Source organism: Streptomyces sp. RK62, assembly GCF_018070255.1.
Lineage (GTDB): Bacteria > Actinomycetota > Actinomycetes > Streptomycetales > Streptomycetaceae > Streptomyces > Streptomyces nigra.
Map to the genome: position 1 here is coordinate 217,612 of NZ_JAGPYD010000012.1, position 17,519 is coordinate 235,130.

Genomic DNA, 17,519 nt, shown 5'->3' on the forward strand with positions numbered 1-17,519 from the left:
AGGACTCACAGGGCCGACGCCGGGGCCCGCACTACCGCTTGTGGCCGTTGCCGTGGCCGTCGGGGTGCAGGACGACCTTGGTCCAGCCCTCGTCACGGGCGTCGAAGTGCTCGTAGGCGGTGGGGGCCTCGTCCAGGCTGAGCTCGTGGGAGACGATGAAGCTCGGCGTCGCCTTCCCTCCAGCGATCAGGTCCCGCAGCGCCCGGTTGTACTTCTTCACCGGCGCCTGGCCCGTGCCCATGCGCTGGCCCTTGAACCACATCGTCCCGAAGTCGATCGGCACCTTGCCCTGTGCCTCCCACTCGCCCTGCGCCTCTTCACCGCCGGGGTCCTCGGGCAGGAACACGCCCACCACGCCGATGTCGCCCGTGAACCTGACCGAATCGATCAGGCTGTTGAGGGTGAGGCTGGCGTCCTCGTGTCCTTCGGGGTCGTGCGCCTGGTACCCGACGCACTCGCACCCGTTGTCGGCGCCCAGGCCGAGAGTGGCCTCCTTGACGACCTCCGCCGGGTCCTGCTCGGCGGTGTTGATGGGGATGGCCCCGATCTCCTCCGCCTTGCCCAGCCGGTCGGGCTGGTGGTCGGCCACCCAGACACGGCCGGCGCCCTTGAGGACGGCGGAGTAGGCCGCCATCAGCCCGACGGGGCCGGCGCCGAAGACGATCGTCTGGTCGCCCGGCTTGACGTTCGCCATCTCGGTGGCGTGGTAGCCGGTGGGGAAGATGTCGGCGAGCATGACGTAGTCGGTCTGCCGCTCCATGGCGTCCTCGCCGAGGCGCAGCGCGTTGAAGTCGCCGTACGGCACACGCAGCAACTCCGCCTGGCCGCCCTGGTAGGGGCCCATGTCGGCGAAGCCGTACGCGGCTCCGGCGAGGGAGGGTTCCGGCTGCATGGTGAGGCAGTAGTTGGTCAGGCCCCGCTCGCACTGCTTGCAGAAGCCGCAGGCGATGTTGAAGGGCAGCACCACGTACTCGCCCACCTGCACCTTGCTCACGGCCGAGCCGACCTCCACGACCTGGCCCATGTTCTCGTGTCCCAGCGTGCGGCCGGACTCGAACGAGGTGCGGCCCTCGTACATGTGCAGGTCCGAACCGCAGATGTTGGTGGTGGTGATCTTGACGATGATGTCGCAGGGGTGCTCGATCTTCGGGTCCGGTACGTCCTTCACCGCGACGGTGCGCGGTCCTTCGTATACGGCTGCCTTCATGATGTGGTCCCTGGATGTCGCTGCGTGGCGGTGACGAAGGCGCGAGGAGCCGGCTCCCGGCCGTTCCAGGACGGAGCCCACGGTTCCGGTACGTCTGCGCGAGGCGTTCCCCTGGATCGAGGAACGGTTGTCTCACCCGCCCGGTCCACCGGCGAAGTCTCAGCACTCCGACGGCGTGCGGTGCGGGTCCCCGCCAGCCCTCGGACGAAACGGTTATCTATGGTGCGAATCCACCGCATTGTTCGGTGGGGGACGGCCACCGGCATGGGAGACGGGACCTCAGGCTGTCCGGTGAGTTCTCCGTCGTTCGATGCCGCGCGCGTCACCGCAAGCGCCGTTCCGCCGCCATCGACCTGCCCCGTGGGGAAGTCCACGGTTGCCTCCCGCCCCGCCCCGGCCCTAGGGTGAATGCGCTTTCATTCGTAGGTCGGCGCCTTGCGCGACCAGCAAGGACGGGGGAACGATCATGGAGGGCGCCGCATCGTGAACGCCGCACCCACGGTGTACGACGTCGCCGAGCGCTCCGGCGTGTCCATCGCGACCGTGTCCCGGGTCTACCGCAACCCCGACTCCGTACGGGCCGCCACCCGCGAACGCGTCCTCGCCGCCGCCCGCGAGCTGGGCTATGTGCCCAGTGGCAACGCCCGCGGTCTCGCCAGCCGGTCCACCGGAGTCCTCGGCCTGTGCTTCCCCGACTACGCGGACCCGGACACCGCGGACATCGAGGACGACGACGCGGCGATGCTCTACTCCGACCAGATCATCCGCGGCATGGAGCGCGCCGCCCGGCGCCACGGCTACGCCCTGCTGATCGCCGCCTCCCTCGAAGGCGGCCCCGAGAGCCTCGTCGCCAAGGTCGCCGGCCGCGTCGACGGCTTCGCGGTGCTGGCGCGGACCGTACCGACCGAGGAGCTGGAGGTCATCTCCCGGCGTCAGCCCGTCGTCATGCTCGCCGGACCGCGCGCCGACCCCTCCCTGGACCACCTCGACCATGTGGAGGTGGCCAACGAGGACGGCCAGTACGAACTGACCCGGCACCTCCTGCACGACCACGGGCTGCGCCGCCTCGCCTACGTCGGCGTCGACGACACGTCGCCGGACGTCGAGGCCCGCTTCCGGGGCTTCCGCCGGGCCTGCGCCGAGGCCGGCGTCGACACCGGGACGGACCCCGCGCTGCGGATGCCCATGATGACCCAGGCGGAGGGCGCCCGTGCGGCCGACCTGCTGTGCGGCAGCGACACCGACACCGACACCGACGGCGAGCGGCCCGAGGCGTTCGTCTTCGCCAACGACCAGATGGCCGTGGGCGCCCTCCAGGCCCTCGAACGGCGAGGCGTACGGGTCCCGGACGACGTCGTCGTCACCGGGTTCGACGGCATCCCCCTCAGCCGTCTGGTCCGGCCCTCCCTCACCACGGTCCGCCAGCCGATGGTGCGCCTGGGCGAGCAGGCCGCCGAGCTGCTGATCGGCCGCCTGCGCGGCCAGAGCGGCGACGAGCCGGTGTCCCTGGTCCTGCCGGTCAGCGTCGCCCGCCGCGAGAGCTGCGGTTGCGCCGGTAAGGGGACGGGGACGTTCGGCGCTGTCTGAGGTCCCCGCCCCTAGGGCCTCTCGTTTGGATCATGCCGGGCTCGCGGGGTCTGGGGCCGCACCTCGCCGCGTTGTCGTCGGTTGCCATGGCTCCGCCATGGCGCCCTCCTCCGCCTTGCGATGCACGACACCAGACCCCGCTCCCTGATCCGGCCTGATCCAAACGAAAGACCCTAGGTGCCGCTAGAGACTGAGCAGGCGTTGTGTGATCTCGCGGTACTGCCTCAGCGCGAGGTGCAGTTCGGTGGACTGGGTCTCGGGATCGTGGTCCTGCCAGCCCTCGCGGAGGGCGCGCCGCTGCTCGGCCAGGGCCTCCATGAGCTGTGCCGTGGTCTCGTCGAAGGCGGCTTCGGCTTCCTCCAGTGACTCCACCGGAGCGTCCGGGAAGGTGTTGAGGGCCCGCCCGAGGCGCCGGGCGATCCTGTCCCGCTCGTCCGACGGGAACAGCGGTGCCGGGCCGGGCGAGCGACGCTCCGCGCGACCGCGGGGCCCGTCCGCCGGCTGTTGGGCGCGTGTCTGGTCGTACATCAAGGTCCGCTTTCCTGTGCGTTGTGCCGGATGCCGGAGCGGCGTGGCGTCGAGCCGTGCCGCCGTCGACGTCCGGCGGTGATCCATGAGGTGCGCGATGCCGCATGCGAGGCGAAGCAGACGCGGTCGTCGCACCGCCGGGAGTACCGTGGGGACGACGAGGCCCTTTCGTATGCCGGAACTCCGACCGGCTCCGGACCGCTCACTCGTGTTCCAGCCCTCGTATTCCAATGGGTCCACCAGACCACATTCCTTCTACGGCGCGCCACCGACTACGGCGCGCCCCCGTCCTATGGGCAGCCCCTGACTCCGGCCGCGCCATCCGCATCGAGGTCGAGGAGTCCGCATGCCGGTCAGCCTTACGCCCTGCACGACGGTCGCACCGTCGCGGCCCGCACCGCCGCCCCTGCGCCGCGACCGGGCCACCGAGCAGTCGCCGGCGGCCCCGCCCTCCCTCGGCGAGAGCCGGCACGGCCTCCATGGTGCCGACCCCACCAGCGCCCGCCACGGCGTCGACGGCGGCCGGCTCGACCCGACGGCCGCCGTCACCGTCTACTCGAACGGTTCGGCCGGGCGCCCGACGTACTCCGCCCCTCCCCGTCGCTCATCGACGCCCACCGCGCCTGACTCCAACCACCCGCCCGCGCACGGCAGTCGGCAGGAGCTCTCATGACCACCGCACAACAACCCCCGCGTCCCTCCCCGCCCCTGGTCCGTCTGCGCCTGGCGCCCCGGGGCGGTGTGCCCCGGTCGATCGACGGGGCATGGTGGCCCCGCTCGTACGACCTGCTCGCCGAACTTCCCCGGTTGCTCGCCGAGTTGCCGCGCGCGTGGGGGAACATCGCCAGTGTCACCGTCAACGGGGCGACCTGGGCCGCGGTGCCCGGCCGGATGCTCGTCTCCAACCAGGTCGTGCGGCTGCGCCGGACCCTCACGGCATCCGCCGCACACACCATCGTCCTGCTCGCGCCCGGCCAAGGACGCTGGGACCTGCTGGTCGTGCCGCCGGAGACGACCGAGGACGCCGCGGAACCGCTCATGGCGGCTGCGGCGGGCGACCAGGGGTGAGACGCGGACCGGTCTGGTGCCGCCCGGCCCGACCGGACGGCACCAGACGGGCTTTCACATCCCCACGGCGCCCTGCTGATCCGGGTCCCGCGTGGAGAAGGCGTCGCCGCCCGCATCCTCGGCAGGGTCCGGCCTCGCGTGCCGGACCCGTTCAGCCGTCATGACCGCGGTCGCCGTCGTGTGCGCGGCGGTGTCCCCGCTCGCGGCGGCCATCAGCCGGGCGGCCGAAGAGGCACCGGTGTCCGGCGGGATCACCAGTAGGTCCCAGCGGCCCGCGGTGTAGGACAGCAGAAGAATCTCGTTCGGATCGAGCTCCGACGTGAACCAACCGACCTTCACCACATGTCCGTTGACGGAGATCCGGGGCGAGAGGCTCGGCCAGTGGCGGGGGTTGACCGCGACCCGGGTGATGCGACCCCACAGCGGATCGAGCACGTCCGCCAGACTGGACAGCTCGCTCGCCAGGTCACGAGAACGGGGCCACCAGGCGCCGTCCAGGTCGGAATGCCCGCGGGCGGGGCTCTCGGGTCTCAGCGCGAGGCGCACGGTCGGAGCCCTGAAGGGAGCGGCCCGCAGCGGCAGATGAGAGGTGGTCGCGGACATCGCGCAGACCTGTCTCCGGCACTGCCGCGGGAGCGGAACCGACCGGTGTCGTCACACACCGGGAACGACATCGGCATAGGGGCCGGTGTGCGAAGTGCCCCCGGTGACTTCACGCTACTCCCCGGAGGAGCCGGGCGGGCCGTTTCCGGCCGCCGTCTCAATTTCCTGGCCGGCTGTCCTGCGCGGACCGGCTGGTCTCCAGCCAGGAGCGGGCGGGTTCCGCCGCGCGGGTGGTGTCCACGGTGAGGTCGAGGCGGGTCCCGCCGTCGGAGCCCGCGGGATAGCTGCGCTGCTCGGTGGCGGCGAAGCAACGACGGAGGACTTCCGCGACCCGACGGGCGACCTCGGGTGAGGCCGCGACGATGTGCACCTCGGCGTGCCCCTCCGAGGGTTTTTCCGTGGACTGCATGGCGACCTCGGAGTTCGATGTGCCGGTATGGGATGGGGACTGATCACTCACTCTACCGCCGGGGTGTCTCACGGATGACCGTTGGCCTTTCCGGCCGGTGCGGCCCGCGGAGTACGGTGAAACGAGGAGGCCACTCGGTCTCCCCAGTCCCGGCAGCCAGGCAGGCAGGCGAGCGCGATGTCCGACTCCGGCTCCCCGCGGGTGACCCGGCTTCTGCCGGACACCCTCCATGAGGCCGTGCAGCCCGGGACGGCTGTCGCACGGCTGGAGACGACCCATGACCGGCAGGGTGTGCTCGACGGGGCGTGGTGGCCTCGTTCCCGCGACATCGTCGCCGAGCTCCCCCGCCTGATCACCGCACTGACCCGGCACCTCGGGCCCATCACGCGGGTGGGCCTGGACGCGGGCGCGTGGGAAGGGCTGCCGACGCGGATGATCATCGACGACCGCGTCGTCCACATCGACTCCTTCCCGGTCGGCGACGACACGATTCTCATCACCCGCGGCGACCAGGATCTCTTCTCCCTCCTCGTGATCCCACCGCATGCGACGCCCGGCGCCGCACAGGCCGCGATGGCCGAGGCCGTCCGCGCCGGCAGCGCGACGCAGGCTGAACAGATCCTCATCGACACCGGCACCGGGCGAACGGACCCGACGAGCGTCGTGGAAGGCCCGTAGGCCCGCAGGGGATGGTCCCGGTGGCACGGAGGACCGGCCGCGCCCGTCCTCGAGGCCCCGGGGCGAACCGCCGCGCCGGCGACGGGATGCCGGAGGGGGCGGACGGCGTCGTATCTCCCTCGGCCGTACGGTCCGTTCGGCCTGCCGAGGGAGTACGTTGGACCTACCGAGGATATTCCGTGCACCGGCTTCCACGGCCGTGTCGTTTTCGGCGATCGAATACGCTGGGCCGGCCACGGCCTGCCCGGGGCAGGGTCCGCGTGATGACTGCGACCATCTCCTCCTCGCCGACACTCGAACCCGACGAGCTGACCTCGTCGTCGTTGCTTCGTCTGTCGCTCGTTCCCGTCGGTTCCACACCCGCTCTGCTGGACGGCGCCTGGTGGCCCCGTAGCCGCGATCTCGGGGCGGAACTCCCTTCCCTGACCGCCGTGCTGGAAGCGTTGTGGGGGCGGCGGATCACCCGGGTCACGGTGAATCCCACGCACTGGCCGGTGGTACCGGGCAGGGTGCCCGTCACCGGGCACGTGGTGAAGGTGGGCTGGTTCCTCGCCGAACAGGACCCACATGAGCTCATGTTGCTCTCGTACCGCAGGGGCCGCTGGAACCTCCTGGTGGTGCCGCCGCAGACGCCTCCGGCCTCGGCCGCGTGGCTGATGGCCGCCGCGTGCGACCCGCTGGGCACGTCGACCGCGAGCCGGCTGATGGCGGAGGCGGCGCGCCTGCGGACGGTGGATGAGGCCGACCGGGCCGTGGAGGCGGTCTGGGACTCCGAAGGGGGACATGAGGCGCGCGATCCGGCCGCACGCTCCCCTCTCCCGGCCGCGACCGGCACCGCGCCGCAGCAGCCGACGGAGAGGTGAGCTCCATGGAGACGTTCGTGACCGTGATCGCCATCCTGGCGATGATCGCCCTCGGGGTGCTGCTCATACACCTGGTCAACTCGCGGCACAGCGAGGGCATCGCGGCCTATCACTACGGCCGCTCCGGCACACCGGTCGCGGGCCCGGCTCCGCGGAAGGCTCGCGGCCGGGCGGGGCCGACCGGTGGCCCGACCATCCCGACGGGGGACGCGGGCGGCTCCGCCCCTGACGACGCTGCGCAGGCCGATGGCACGTCTCGGGGAGCAACCGGTGTGGGACAGAGGACGTGATGCGGACCCCTCAGTTCTGGTTGACCGGCCACACGGCCGCCGGATCGCAGCGGTCCGGGCACGCCAGCAGGTAGACCTCGTTGCCCAGGAACAGCCCGTAGGCGTCGGGCCTGACGCTGTCGGGCTGTTCCGGCCGGCCGGGGTGAACGGCGAAGTCCATGTTCTCCGGGACCTGGCAGACGTACACCAGGTCCGCGCCGCAGGGGCACGTGTAGAACTCGGGCCGCTTCGCCCAGGACGGGGCGCCGCCGACCTTGAAGGTCTGGGCCCCGGCCGGGGTGTCCTCGGAGGAGCGCAGGGTCAGTGGGAACGCGCGGATGTGCGGTTCGGCTTCGGGAGCCGGCTGCGCCCCGCGGCTCTGGATCAGCACCCGGCAGAACGGGGCCGGGTAACCCCGGCTGCGGAGCGTCCCAGTACCGGGGCTCGAGGCGGCCGTCGACGACCTCGGGGCAGGACGCGTCGTTGTGCGCGCGGCAGTGGAAGACGAAGAGGTGGTCGCCACCGAAGGGTTCGAGGTCCGAGGGGATGTCGAACTGGAAGAACAGCGCCATCCGCTCACCGCAGCAGCACTCGGGCCAGTCCTGGCCAAGGTCGAGGAAGAGTTGGCCGCACACCGAGTTCCGCGCCGGTTCGGCCAGTGGTTCGCTTCCGATCTCGAGCTTGTGCGCAGGCAGGACCTGTTTCCCCCTCGTGTTGCGTTCGACCGCCGGCCCAGCCTATGAATGCGGCTGTGGACAGTGATCACGGGGGACGGGTATGAGTGAAGTCGGCATGGACGACTACGGCACGGAAGAGGACGAATGCCTGCGCCGCTACGGGCTTCGTCCGGTCGGGGCGGACCTCGACGAGATCCGTGCACTCCTCGCGGAGCACGCGGCGCGTGAGCGACGCGGCCAGGGCGAGGGCAACACCCTCGTGATGAAGCTCTGCTGTGTCCACCTGTTCAACGGCGGAGACCTCGACGACGTGCTCCGCATCTGGGATGCCAAGCAGTCCAGCTTCGACGCGGCCTGCTCGATCGACGCCGAGCTGCTGCTCGGTCACGGACTCGAGGCGACGAAGGCCCACCTCTCGGCCCATCCGGCACCTGCCGCCGCCGCGGCACTGGAACGGTTGCTGGAGCTCGAGGCGTGCGGGCAGTTCGAGGACTTCTCCGTGGGGGAGCACTCCGCCTACTACGACGAGTACTACGCCGACTGACGAAGCGGTCCGCGTCGGCCGACCGCCGGCTCGGCCGCCCGCCGGGTCGCGGCAGCAAAGCCATGTGCGCCTCTCCGGCGCCCCGCATGCCACCGCCCGGCCCTCCAGCGCCCCGCAGCGCCCGCGCCCCCGCACCTGCCACCAGAGGAGCCCGCAGGCCAGCGCCTAGCCCCCCGCCGGGCAGGGCCCGCCCCGTCCGCAGGCCGCGCCCACACCCGCCCCGCAGGGACCCCGCGGCATACATCACACATCCTTTCCCTATGCAATGATCCGACCTACGTTGCAGGTGCACCGCCGACCGCGCGGCCTCGTGGCAGGGGTGCCGCCCGGGCCGGCGGGCAGGTTTCGCGCTCGTTACCGGAGTGTGACCACAACCCCTCTTGTCAGGCCCCGAAGCGCTGCAACAGAGTGATGTATGCGCTTACAGACAGCGCATACATCTGTTCAGAGCTCAAGGAGGAGCCCTCCATGAACCGCGCCGCCGCCACCGGGTCGCTGGCCCTCGCCCTCGCGTCAGCGCTCACCCTCTCCGCCTGTGGCGGCTCGGGTGGCGCGGGCGTGGCCGCCGACGCCGAGCAGACCCTGACCGTGTGGGCCATGGGCACCGAGGGCGAGAAGCTCGGTGACGTGGCGAAGGAGTACGAGAAGACGCACTCCAACATCACGGTCAAGGTCACCCCGATCGGATGGGACGTCGCCCACCAGAAGCTGGTCGCCGCGGCCGCCGCCGGGAAGCTCCCCGACGTCGTGCAGATGGGCGGGACCTATCTGGGCGAGTTCGCCGACATGGGCGTCCTGGAGCCGGTCGACACCAAGACCTTCAAGGAGGCGGACTTCTTCCCCGCCGCCTGGCAGCAGGGCTCGTACGACGGCACCGCCTACGGCGTCCCGTGGTACGTGGACACGCGCGTGCTGTTCTACCGCACCGACCTCGCGAAGAAGGCGGGCCTCGACAAGGCGCCGGCCACCATGGCCGAGCTGAGCACCGCCGCGCAGGCGTACCGGGAGAAGGCCGGCACCAAGTGGGGCCTGTCCATCCAGCCCCGCGGCCTGGACACCGTGCAGAGCTTCTACCCGTTCCTGTACTCGGCCGGCGGTGCCGTCCTGGACGACGACGGCAAGCCGGTCGTGAACTCGCCCGCCGCCGTCAAGGCGCTGGAGAACTACGGCGGCTTCTTCCGCAAGGACCTCAGCGACAAGTCCGTCCAGCCCGGCTACGACGTGACGAAGGACTTCAACACCGGCGCCGTGCCGATGTTCCTGGGCGGACCCTGGATGACCGGTCTCCTCGACGAGAACTACCCCGACCTCAAGGGCAAGTGGGCCATCGCCCCCGTCCCCGCCGACAAGGCGTCCGTGTCCATGGCCGGCGGCTCCAGCCTGGCCGTGTCCGCCGACAGCGAGCACAAGGCCGCCGCCACCGAGTTCGTCGCCTCCCTCGCCGACGCGAAGGGCCAGGCCGGCTGGTTCGAGCGCACCAACGACCTGCCCGCCCACAAGGGCGCCTGGGAGTCCGGTGAGCTCGCGAAGGACCCGGCGCTGCAGATCTGGCGCGCCCAGATGGACACCGCCAAGACCCCGCCGTCCCAGCCCCGGCTGACCGAGATCACCTCCAAGGTCGACGCCGCGATCGAGTCCGTCACCCAGGGCAAGTCCGGCGCCAAGGCCGCCCTGGACAAGGCCCAGTCCCAGATCGAAGGCCTCGTGAAGTAAGAGAGCAGCCCCCTCATGTCCCTCACGACAGGACCGGCCGCCCCCCACGCGGCCGTCGACAAGAGTCCCGGGCCCGGCAGCACCCCCGCACCCCGCGGACGCCGGTCCCTGAGCAGGCACAACCTGACCGGGTGGCTGTTCTCCACACCCTTCCTGGTGCTGTTCGGGCTGTTCATGCTCTTCCCGATCGTCGCCACGCTCCTGATGAGCTTCACCGACTTCGGGGCCCGCCATGTCACCCGCCCGCTGGAGGCGGAGTTCGTCGGCCTGGACAACTACATCCGGCTGTTCCAGGACGAGACCTTCCTCAAGGCCCTGTTCAACACGGCGTACTTCGTCGTCGTCGGCGTGCCGGCGACCATCCTGCTGGGGCTGTTCGCGGCGATCCTCCTCAACAACGGCGTCGACCGCGCCCGTACGCTCTTCCGGATCGGTTTCTACGCTCCGGTCGTCACGACGATCGTCGCGGTGGCCATCGTCTGGCGGTTCGTCCTCGACCCGTCCGACGGGCTCGTCGCCTCCCTCGCCACCGAACTCGGCGTCACCGCACCCGACTTCCTCGGCTCCGAGACCTGGGCCATGCCGTCGCTCATCGCCATGGCGGTGTGGCGCAACCTCGGCACCGTCATGGTGCTGTGCATCGCCGGCCTCCAGGCGATCCCCATGGAGGTCCGTGAGGCGGCCCGGCTGGACGGCGCGGGCGCCTGGCAGGAACTGCGCCGCATCACCGTCCCGCTGCTGCGGCCCACCCTGCTCTACGCCACCGTCATCACCTCCATCGGCTACCTCAACGTCTTCGAGGAACCGTTCGTGATGACGCAGGGCGGCCCGTCCGACTCCACCCTGACGGTGTCGCTCGACATGTACCGGGAGGGCTTCAACTTCTTCCACATGGGCTACGCCGGCGCCATGGCGTACGTCCTGTTCGTCGTGATCATGGGCATCACGGTGCTCCAGCTCCGCCTGCTGAAGGACAACACCCGATGACCGCCGAGACAGCCGTCAAGGCACACATGCCGCGCCGCACCGGACGCGCGCGCAAGCCCCTGCTGTACGCCGTCGCCTCGCTCGGACTGCTGGTGATGGCCACCCCGTTCCTGTGGATGGCGCTGTCCGCGTTCAAGACCCGGCAGGACCTCACGGCCAGCCCGCCGGTGTGGATCCCCACCCACTGGACGCTGGACAACTTCGCCGCCCTGCTCGACCAGCTCGACATGCCGCGGTACTTCCTGAACTCGGCGATCGTGGCCGTCCTGGTGACCGTCAGCAACCTGGTGTTCTGCTCGATGCTGGGCTACGCGCTGGCCAAGCTCGACTTCACCGGCCGCTCCAAGGTCTTCGGCCTGGTCCTGGCCGCACTCATGGTCCCCGGCAACCTGATGATCCTGCCGCTGTACGTGCTGATGAACGGCATGGGCCTGATCGACACCTACGCGGGTCTGGTGCTGCCGTTCGCGGCGGGCGCCTTCGGGGTGTTCCTCATGCGGCAGTTCATGCTCCAGGTCCCCGACGAACTGCTGGAGGCGGCCCGGCTCGACGGCGCGGGGGAGTGGTACATCTTCTGGCGGATCGTGATGCCGCTGGTCAAGCCCGCCCTCGCCACGCTGACGATCTTCACGTTCCTCGGCTCCTGGAACAACTTCATCTGGCCCCTGATCGCCACCAACGACCCCGACAAGTACACGCTGCCGGTGGCGCTGGCGACCTTCGCCAACGATCCCAACCGCACCGTCGCCGGCGGCAACGGCATGCTGATGGCCGGCTCGCTGCTCGTGGTCCTGCCGGTCCTGTTCGTCTTCGCCGTCCTGCAGCGGCACTTCACCCAGGGCGTGGCCACGGCCGGCCTCAAATAGGCCCGGCCTCAAGCAGGCCCAGCCGCAACCAGGTCCACCCCGCCCCCCCGTACCCTCCCGGCCGCCGTCCCGTACGCCACCGGGCCGGGCCGTCGTGCCCGGATGTGACCCCCACACCCCCACCCACGGAAAGACAGCCACACACGATGACCCACCGCACCACCCCCTTCCCCGACGGCTTCCTGTGGGGGGCCTCCACCGCCGGTCACCAGATCGAGGGGAACAACGTCAACAGCGACTGGTGGCGCAAGGAGCACGACCCCGCGGCCGGCATCGAGGAGCCCAGCCTCGACGCCTGCGACAGCTACCACCGCTGGGACGAGGACATGGACCTCCTCGCCGAGCTCGGCTTCACCGACTACCGCTTCGGCGTCGAGTGGTCCCGGATCGAGCCGGTCCAGGGCACCTTCTCCCACGCCGAGATCGCCCACTACCGCCGGATGGTCGAGGGCGCGATCGCCCGCGGACTGCGCCCCATGGTGACCCTGCACCACTTCACCGTCCCGCAGTGGTTCGAGGACCGCGGCGGCTGGACCGCGGACGGCGCCGCCGACCTCTTCGCCCGCTACGTCGAGCACTGCGCGCCGATCATCGCCGACGGGGTGCCGTACGTCTGCACCATCAACGAGCCCAACATGATCGCCGTGATGGCCGGTCTGAAGAAGGCCGGCGACCAGGGCTTCCCGCCCGCCGGGCTGCCCACCCCGGACGAGGAGACCACTCACGCGATCATCGCCGCGCACCACGCGGCCGTGAAGACGCTGCGCGACCGGCACCCCGACATCAAGGTCGGCTGGACCATCGCGAACCAGGTGTACCAGGCCCTCCCCGGCGCCGAGCAGATCACCGCCGACTACCGGCACCCGCGCGAGGACGTCTTCATCGAGGCCGCCCGCGGCGACGACTGGATCGGCGTGCAGTCCTACACCCGCACCAAGATCGGCGCCGACGGCCCGATCCCCGCGCCCGAGGACGCCGAGCGCACCCTCACCCACTGGGAGTACTACCCGACGGCCGTCGGCCACGCCCTGCGGCACACCGCCGCCGTCCTGGGCGACGACACCCCGCTGATCGTCACCGAGAACGGCATCGCGACCGCCGACGACAGCCGCCGGATCGACTACTACACCGGCGCCCTCGACGCCGTCGCCGGCTGCCTCGACGACGGGCTCGACGTCCGTGGCTACCTAGCGTGGAGCGCGCTCGACAACTACGAGTGGGGTTCCTACCGGCCGACCTTCGGCCTCATCGCCGTCGACCCCGTCACCTTCGCCCGTACGGCCAAGCCGTCCGCGGTCTGGCTGGGCGGCCTCGCCCGCGACCGCGCGCTGCCCCGCATCGGCGGCTGACCCGCCGGCCCGGGCGGGGCGGCGCCCCCTGCGTGTCCCCGCCCCACGGCCGCCCCGGACAGGCGCGGGCCGGCCGGCCCCTGACACCGGCCGGCCCGCGCCTCGACCTCGCAACTCCCCGGCACCGCACCGTCCGTCCCCTCACCCCAGGGAGCCAGACCGATGAACCGCCGACGCTTCATCACCGCCGCCGCCGGCACCGCCGCGGCCCTCACCTGCGCCACCCCGCTCACCGCCCACGCGGCCCCCTCCGGTACCGAACGCCGCCTGCTCACCGAGTGGTTCGCCGCGACGTACCGCTCGATGGAGGCCATGACGACCGAACTCGGCCTGGCCACCGACAAGATCGACGTCAGCGGCGGCGGCACCCCCGTGCCCTCCGCGCAGACCTCGCCGACCAACATCGGCTGCGGCCTGTGGTCCACGGTCGCCGCCGCCGGACTCGGGCTCATCTCCGAGAGCACCATGCACCGCCGTCTGGACCGCGCCCTGACCGCCGTGGAACGGCTGGAGCGCGCCCACGGGTTCTGGTTCAACTGGTACGACGCCCACGACGGCTCCCTGCTGACCGCCTGGCCCGAGACCGGCGACCCGGTCCGGCCGTTCCTCTCCACCGTCGACAACGCCTGGCTGGTGACCGGCCTGCGCATCGCCGCCGACGCCGACCCCGCCCTGCGCCCGCGCGTCGCCGCGCTCCTCGCCGACGCCGACTGGTCGTACTACTACACGCCCTACGACCCGGCGGACCCGGTCGCCGGACCGGGCCAGCTGCGCGGCGGCTACTGGCCGGACAAGCCCGGCAAGGGAGAGCCCACCGGCCACCACTACGGGGCGCTCAACACCGAGCCCCGCATGGCCAGTTACCTCGGCATCGCCGACGGCTCGGTACCCTCCGACCACTACTGGCACCTGTTCCGCACCCTGCTGCCCGGCGCGGGCCAGGAGCAGGAGCCGAGCGGCGCGTACACCGAGATCGACGGCGTCCGTGTGTGGCAGGGGCACTACACCTACCGGGGTCTCGACGTCGTCCCCACCTGGGGCGGCTCGATGTTCGAGGCCCTGATGGTCCCGCTCTTCGTCCCCGAGTCCGAGTGGTCGCCGCGCTCCTGGGGCCTGACCCACCAGCGGTACGTCCGCGCCCAGATCGAGCACGGCCTGGCCGAACAGGGCTACGGCTACTGGGGGTTCTCCCCGGCCTCCGTCCCCGAGGGCGGGTACAGCGAGTACGGCGTCGACGCCCTCGGCATGCAGGAGGAGGGCTACCGGTCGCTCGGTGTCGTCACCCCGCACGCCGGCTTCCTCGCCCTCGCGCAGGCGCCCACCGAGGCCGTCGCCAACCTGCGCGGCCTGGACCGGGCCTTCGGCGCCTACGACGACCGGTACGGCTTCCGGGACTCGGTCGACGTCACCACCGGCCGCGTCAGCGACTTCGTCCTCGCCCTCGACCAGGGCATGGTCATCGCCGCGCTCGCCCAGCGGCTGCGCCCCGGACTGCTCCAGGCCCCATTCCGCACGGGCGGGTTCGCGAGCCGGGTGCGGCCCTTGCTGCGCAAGGAGCGGTTCTCCATCTGAGCGGACGCGGCACGGCCGTCGCCGGACCCGACGGCCGCGCCGCTTCCGTATGATCGCCCCGGCACCCGATCGGAAGGAACGGCTCGTGGGCGACCAGGGTGGATCGACCGGCCCGGAGGAGGAGCCGCTCGCGCGGCTGCTGTGCGACGTCACGGCGCTCACCGAGGCCCCAGCGTCGGCCGGGGTCCTGTGGAAACTGAGCGAGCCGGGGCGGCAACTGGACGCCAACGTCGTCCATCTGCCGCCGGGCCGCCGGGTCGACCCGCACGCCGAACCCGACCTCGACGTCCTGCTCCTCGTCGTCGCGGGCGACGGCACCGTCACCGGTTCGGGTGGCGAAGAGAACCTCACGACCGGCGGGCTGCTGTGGCTGCCGCGCGGCAGCCGGCGCGCCCTGGCCGCGGGGGAGCAGGGCCTGTCGTATGTGACGGTGCACCGCAGGCGCCCCGGCATGACCATCCGCTCCCGCGCGACCTGAACCTGCCCGGTCAGCCCTTCGGGTCCAGGAGGATCTTGCGGACCCCGTCCGACCGGTCGGCGGACAGGGCGTACGCCGCCGCGCCCTCCGAGAGCGGGAAGCGGTGCGAGACCACGGCCTCAGGCGTGATCCGGCCGCTCTGCGCGAGGGCGATCAGGGGCGGCAGCTCGTAGTGGATCGAGCAGAGCCCGATGTGGAACTCGAGCTCCTTGATCTGCGCCAGCCCCATGTGGAACGGGAACGCCTTGCTGTGGCTGACCCCGATCACACTGACCCGGCCCGCCGGCCGCACCGCCTTGAGGGCCAGTTCGATGGTGGCGTCCGAGCCCACGGCCTCCACCACGACGTCCGGTCCCCGGCCGCCGGTCAGCTCCCGCACGGCGGCCTTCGGGTCGTCGCCCTCCACCGGCTCGACGCCGAAGGAGGCGGCGAACGCACGGCGCTCCGGCACCAGATCGGCGCCGAGCACCCGTGCCGCCCCCATCGCGAAGGCGGACTGGGCGGCCATCAGCCCGACCGGCCCCAGACCGATGACCAGCACGGTCTCCCCGGGCTGGATACGGGCACGGCGGCAGCCGTACCAGGCGGTGGGGGCGTTGTCGGTGAGGACGACGGCCGCCTCGTCGGAGATGCCCTCGGGCAGCCGCACCAGGTTGATGTCGGCGTGCGGGACCCGCAGGAACTGGGCCTGACTGCCCGGGAGTTGCGGGCTGACGCCGTAGCAGAGCTCCAGGCTCGACGTCGCGCGCTCGCAGCGGGCGGTGAAGCCGGCGGCGCAGGTCCGGCAGCGGGTGCAGCCGACCGAGGCGGGCACCAGCACCCGGTCGCCGGGCCGGAAGCCGGTGACCTCGCCCCCCGTGTCGGCGACCACGCCGACGCACTCGTGGCCCGGGGTGTAGCCGAGCTCGGGGCTGAACGGATGGCCGGTGTAGATGTGCAGGTCGCTGCCGCAGATACCGGCCGTGGTCACCTCCACGACCGCGTCCGTGGGGCTGGTGACGGCCGGGTCCGGGACATCGCCGTACCGCATGTCGTGCCGGCCGTGGAAGCTCAGTGCCTTCATCGCTCTCCCCTCCCGTCCCGCCCGGTCAGTCCGCGATCTTCAGGACGAGCTTTCCGCGGTTCTCGCCGCGGAACAGGCGCATCAGGGTGTCGGGGAAGGCCGCCACACCGCCGGTCGCGACATCGTCCAGGGAGGTGAGCCGCCCCTCGGCCCGCCACGCCGCCAGCTGGGCCACGCCCTCCGGGTACCGGTCGGCGTAGTCGAAGACCACCATCCCCGTCATCGTCGCCCGGTTGACCAGCAGCGAGAGGTAGTTGGCCGGGCCCTTCGGCTCGGTGCTGTTGTACTGCGAGATGGCACCGCAGACGACGACGCGGGCGCCGCGCGCCAGCCGGGGCAGGACGGCGTCCAGGACGTCGCCGCCGACGTTGTCGAAGTAGACGTCGACGCCTTCCGGCGCATGCGTGCGCAGTGCCTTGCGGATGTCCTCGCCGCGGTAGTCGATCGCGGCGTCGAACCCGAACTCGTCCACCAGCAGCCGGCACTTCTCCTCGCCGCCCGCGATGCCGACGACCCGGCAGCCGAGCGCCTTGGCCACCTGACCGGCGACACTGCCGACGGCTCCTGCCGCGCCGGAGACGACCACCGTCTGCCCCGGCTCGGGACGCCCGATGTCCACCAGACCGAAGTAGGCGGTCAGCCCGGACATGCCGAGGGCGCCCAGATACGTCGGCAGCGGGGCGACCGCCGGGTCGACCGTCGTCACGCCGCGCCCGTCGGAGACGCAGAACTCCTGCACGCCGAACGAGCCCGATACGTGGTCGCCCACGGCGAACCCGGGGTGGCGCGAGGCGATCACGCGGCCGATCGCGCCCGCCCGCATGACCTCGCCGATCTCCACGGGGCGGATGTAGGAGCGGCCCGCGTTCATCCAGCCGCGCATCGCCGGGTCGATCGACAGGTAGAGCACCTGCACCAGGAACTCGCCGTCGCCGGGCTCGCCGACCGGCTCCTCCGTGTGCTCCCAGTCGGTGGGTCGCGGCTCGCCCACGGGACGCGCGGCCAGACGTACCTGGTGATTGGTTCCGGACATGTGCGGAGGCTCCCTGGAGGTCGGC

21 protein-coding genes are annotated in these 17,519 nt (G+C 71.5%); 14 read left to right on the forward strand and 7 right to left on the reverse strand.

Translation table 11 applies throughout. From position 1 onward, the window contains the following. Positions 1-31: 31 nt before the first annotated feature. Entirely contained in the window at positions 32-1,207 is a 1,176-nt protein-coding gene (locus tag KBY32_RS24140) for a glutathione-independent formaldehyde dehydrogenase (protein WP_055620228.1), read from the reverse strand. 483 nt (positions 1,208-1,690) lie between these two features. Between KBY32_RS24140 and KBY32_RS24145 the strand changes: the two genes are divergently transcribed. Then, positions 1,691-2,794, forward strand: coding sequence for a LacI family DNA-binding transcriptional regulator (locus KBY32_RS24145; RefSeq protein ID WP_308293787.1), 1,104 nt, complete (start codon positions 1,691-1,693; stop codon positions 2,792-2,794). A 183-nt stretch (positions 2,795-2,977) separates the two neighbouring features. Here the strand turns inward: KBY32_RS24145 and KBY32_RS24150 are convergent, their stop codons facing one another. After that, positions 2,978-3,322, reverse strand: a complete 345-nt coding sequence (locus tag KBY32_RS24150; protein ID WP_055620229.1) for a hypothetical protein — start codon at positions 3,320-3,322, stop codon at positions 2,978-2,980. A gap of 346 nt (positions 3,323-3,668) precedes the next feature. Here KBY32_RS24150 and KBY32_RS24155 point away from each other — a divergent pair, with 346 nt between their 5' ends. Then, the gene (locus KBY32_RS24155; protein WP_210981590.1) at positions 3,669-3,995 is read left to right on the forward strand and encodes a hypothetical protein; all 327 of its coding nucleotides are present in this window, start codon (positions 3,669-3,671) and stop codon (positions 3,993-3,995) included. Further along, complete coding sequence (locus tag KBY32_RS24160) at positions 3,992-4,390, forward strand: DUF5994 family protein (RefSeq protein ID WP_055620230.1); 399 nt, start codon at positions 3,992-3,994, stop codon at positions 4,388-4,390. The genes KBY32_RS24155 and KBY32_RS24160 overlap by 4 nt, the downstream gene beginning before the upstream one ends. Before the next feature lie 54 nt (positions 4,391-4,444). Here KBY32_RS24160 and KBY32_RS24165 read toward each other — a convergent pair whose 3' ends face one another. Both KBY32_RS24165 and KBY32_RS24170 read right to left on the reverse strand, forming a co-directional pair. Continuing rightward, complete coding sequence (locus KBY32_RS24165; protein ID WP_247689893.1) at positions 4,445-4,993, reverse strand: DUF5994 family protein; 549 nt, start codon at positions 4,991-4,993, stop codon at positions 4,445-4,447. Between the two features lie 157 nt (positions 4,994-5,150). Beyond that, complete coding sequence (locus KBY32_RS24170) at positions 5,151-5,402, reverse strand: hypothetical protein (protein WP_210981591.1); 252 nt, start codon at positions 5,400-5,402, stop codon at positions 5,151-5,153. Positions 5,403-5,579: 177 nt separating this feature from the next. Between KBY32_RS24170 and KBY32_RS24175 the strand changes: the two genes are divergently transcribed. The 3 genes from KBY32_RS24175 (at position 5,580) to KBY32_RS24185 (ending at position 7,233) form a co-directional block, all read left to right on the forward strand. Then, positions 5,580-6,080: a DUF5994 family protein gene (locus KBY32_RS24175; protein ID WP_210981592.1), complete on the forward strand. Its 501-nt coding sequence runs from the start codon at positions 5,580-5,582 to the stop codon at positions 6,078-6,080. Positions 6,081-6,343: 263 nt separating this feature from the next. Continuing rightward, the gene (locus tag KBY32_RS24180; RefSeq protein WP_210981593.1) at positions 6,344-6,943 is read left to right on the forward strand and encodes a DUF5994 family protein; all 600 of its coding nucleotides are present in this window, start codon (positions 6,344-6,346) and stop codon (positions 6,941-6,943) included. 5 nt (positions 6,944-6,948) lie between these two features. Continuing rightward, positions 6,949-7,233 (forward strand): hypothetical protein, encoded by a 285-nt coding sequence (locus tag KBY32_RS24185; RefSeq protein ID WP_210981594.1) that lies wholly within the window; start codon positions 6,949-6,951, stop codon positions 7,231-7,233. A 10-nt stretch (positions 7,234-7,243) separates the two neighbouring features. Here the strand turns inward: KBY32_RS24185 and KBY32_RS24190 are convergent, their stop codons facing one another. After that, entirely contained in the window at positions 7,244-7,603 is a 360-nt protein-coding gene (locus tag KBY32_RS24190) for a hypothetical protein (protein ID WP_210981595.1), read from the reverse strand. 94 nt (positions 7,604-7,697) lie between these two features. On the opposite strand from KBY32_RS24190, the gene KBY32_RS24195 reads away from it, so the two are divergent. The 8 genes from KBY32_RS24195 (at position 7,698) to KBY32_RS24230 (ending at position 15,398) form a co-directional block, all read left to right on the forward strand. Further along, entirely contained in the window at positions 7,698-7,955 is a 258-nt protein-coding gene (locus KBY32_RS24195; RefSeq protein ID WP_210981596.1) for a hypothetical protein, read from the forward strand. Positions 7,956-7,989: 34 nt separating this feature from the next. Beyond that, positions 7,990-8,433 (forward strand): hypothetical protein, encoded by a 444-nt coding sequence (locus KBY32_RS24200; protein WP_247689894.1) that lies wholly within the window; start codon positions 7,990-7,992, stop codon positions 8,431-8,433. 468 nt (positions 8,434-8,901) lie between these two features. Further along, entirely contained in the window at positions 8,902-10,146 is a 1,245-nt protein-coding gene (locus tag KBY32_RS24205; RefSeq protein ID WP_210981597.1) for a sugar ABC transporter substrate-binding protein, read from the forward strand. A 15-nt stretch (positions 10,147-10,161) separates the two neighbouring features. After that, positions 10,162-11,133 (forward strand): carbohydrate ABC transporter permease, encoded by a 972-nt coding sequence (locus KBY32_RS24210; RefSeq protein ID WP_210981598.1) that lies wholly within the window; start codon positions 10,162-10,164, stop codon positions 11,131-11,133. Then, positions 11,130-11,999 (forward strand): carbohydrate ABC transporter permease, encoded by an 870-nt coding sequence (locus KBY32_RS24215; RefSeq protein WP_210981599.1) that lies wholly within the window; start codon positions 11,130-11,132, stop codon positions 11,997-11,999. The genes KBY32_RS24210 and KBY32_RS24215 overlap by 4 nt, the downstream gene beginning before the upstream one ends. A 146-nt stretch (positions 12,000-12,145) precedes the next feature. Next, positions 12,146-13,348: a glycoside hydrolase family 1 protein gene (locus tag KBY32_RS24220; protein WP_210981600.1), complete on the forward strand. Its 1,203-nt coding sequence runs from the start codon at positions 12,146-12,148 to the stop codon at positions 13,346-13,348. A 162-nt stretch (positions 13,349-13,510) separates the two neighbouring features. Beyond that, positions 13,511-14,920: a glucoamylase family protein gene (locus tag KBY32_RS24225; protein WP_210981601.1), complete on the forward strand. Its 1,410-nt coding sequence runs from the start codon at positions 13,511-13,513 to the stop codon at positions 14,918-14,920. An 85-nt stretch (positions 14,921-15,005) separates the two neighbouring features. After that, positions 15,006-15,398, forward strand: a complete 393-nt coding sequence (locus tag KBY32_RS24230; RefSeq protein ID WP_210981602.1) for a hypothetical protein — start codon at positions 15,006-15,008, stop codon at positions 15,396-15,398. A 10-nt stretch (positions 15,399-15,408) separates the two neighbouring features. On the opposite strand, the gene KBY32_RS24235 is transcribed toward KBY32_RS24230, so the two are convergent. Together KBY32_RS24235 and KBY32_RS24240 are read right to left on the reverse strand one after the other, a co-directional pair. Beyond that, entirely contained in the window at positions 15,409-16,461 is a 1,053-nt protein-coding gene (locus tag KBY32_RS24235; RefSeq protein WP_210981603.1) for a zinc-binding dehydrogenase, read from the reverse strand. 25 nt (positions 16,462-16,486) lie between these two features. Further along, entirely contained in the window at positions 16,487-17,494 is a 1,008-nt protein-coding gene (locus KBY32_RS24240) for an NADP-dependent oxidoreductase (protein ID WP_055620242.1), read from the reverse strand. Between the last annotated feature and the right edge of the window lie 25 nt (positions 17,495-17,519).

Excerpts from the sequence above, each read along its gene's own strand:
- KBY32_RS24185 (WP_210981594.1), top strand. The coding sequence starts at position 6,949 with ATGGAGACGTTCGTGACCGTGATCGCCATCCTGGCGATGATCGCCCTC.
- KBY32_RS24200 (WP_247689894.1), top strand. The coding sequence starts at position 7,990 with ATGAGTGAAGTCGGCATGGACGACTACGGCACGGAAGAGGACGAATGC.
- KBY32_RS24180 (WP_210981593.1), top strand. The coding sequence starts at position 6,344 with ATGACTGCGACCATCTCCTCCTCGCCGACACTCGAACCCGACGAGCTG.
- KBY32_RS24215 (WP_210981599.1), top strand. The coding sequence starts at position 11,130 with ATGACCGCCGAGACAGCCGTCAAGGCACACATGCCGCGCCGCACCGGA.
- KBY32_RS24205 (WP_210981597.1), top strand. The coding sequence starts at position 8,902 with ATGAACCGCGCCGCCGCCACCGGGTCGCTGGCCCTCGCCCTCGCGTCA.
- KBY32_RS24140 (WP_055620228.1), bottom strand. The coding sequence starts at position 1,207 with ATGAAGGCAGCCGTATACGAAGGACCGCGCACCGTCGCGGTGAAGGAC.
- KBY32_RS24175 (WP_210981592.1), top strand. The coding sequence starts at position 5,580 with ATGTCCGACTCCGGCTCCCCGCGGGTGACCCGGCTTCTGCCGGACACC.
- KBY32_RS24210 (WP_210981598.1), top strand. The coding sequence starts at position 10,162 with ATGTCCCTCACGACAGGACCGGCCGCCCCCCACGCGGCCGTCGACAAG.
- KBY32_RS24165 (WP_247689893.1), bottom strand. The coding sequence starts at position 4,993 with ATGTCCGCGACCACCTCTCATCTGCCGCTGCGGGCCGCTCCCTTCAGG.
- KBY32_RS24235 (WP_210981603.1), bottom strand. The coding sequence starts at position 16,461 with ATGAAGGCACTGAGCTTCCACGGCCGGCACGACATGCGGTACGGCGAT.
- KBY32_RS24225 (WP_210981601.1), top strand. The coding sequence starts at position 13,511 with ATGAACCGCCGACGCTTCATCACCGCCGCCGCCGGCACCGCCGCGGCC.
- KBY32_RS24155 (WP_210981590.1), top strand. The coding sequence starts at position 3,669 with ATGCCGGTCAGCCTTACGCCCTGCACGACGGTCGCACCGTCGCGGCCC.
- KBY32_RS24170 (WP_210981591.1), bottom strand. The coding sequence starts at position 5,402 with ATGCAGTCCACGGAAAAACCCTCGGAGGGGCACGCCGAGGTGCACATC.
- KBY32_RS24150 (WP_055620229.1), bottom strand. The coding sequence starts at position 3,322 with ATGTACGACCAGACACGCGCCCAACAGCCGGCGGACGGGCCCCGCGGT.
- KBY32_RS24240 (WP_055620242.1), bottom strand. The coding sequence starts at position 17,494 with ATGTCCGGAACCAATCACCAGGTACGTCTGGCCGCGCGTCCCGTGGGC.
- KBY32_RS24220 (WP_210981600.1), top strand. The coding sequence starts at position 12,146 with ATGACCCACCGCACCACCCCCTTCCCCGACGGCTTCCTGTGGGGGGCC.
- KBY32_RS24160 (WP_055620230.1), top strand. The coding sequence starts at position 3,992 with ATGACCACCGCACAACAACCCCCGCGTCCCTCCCCGCCCCTGGTCCGT.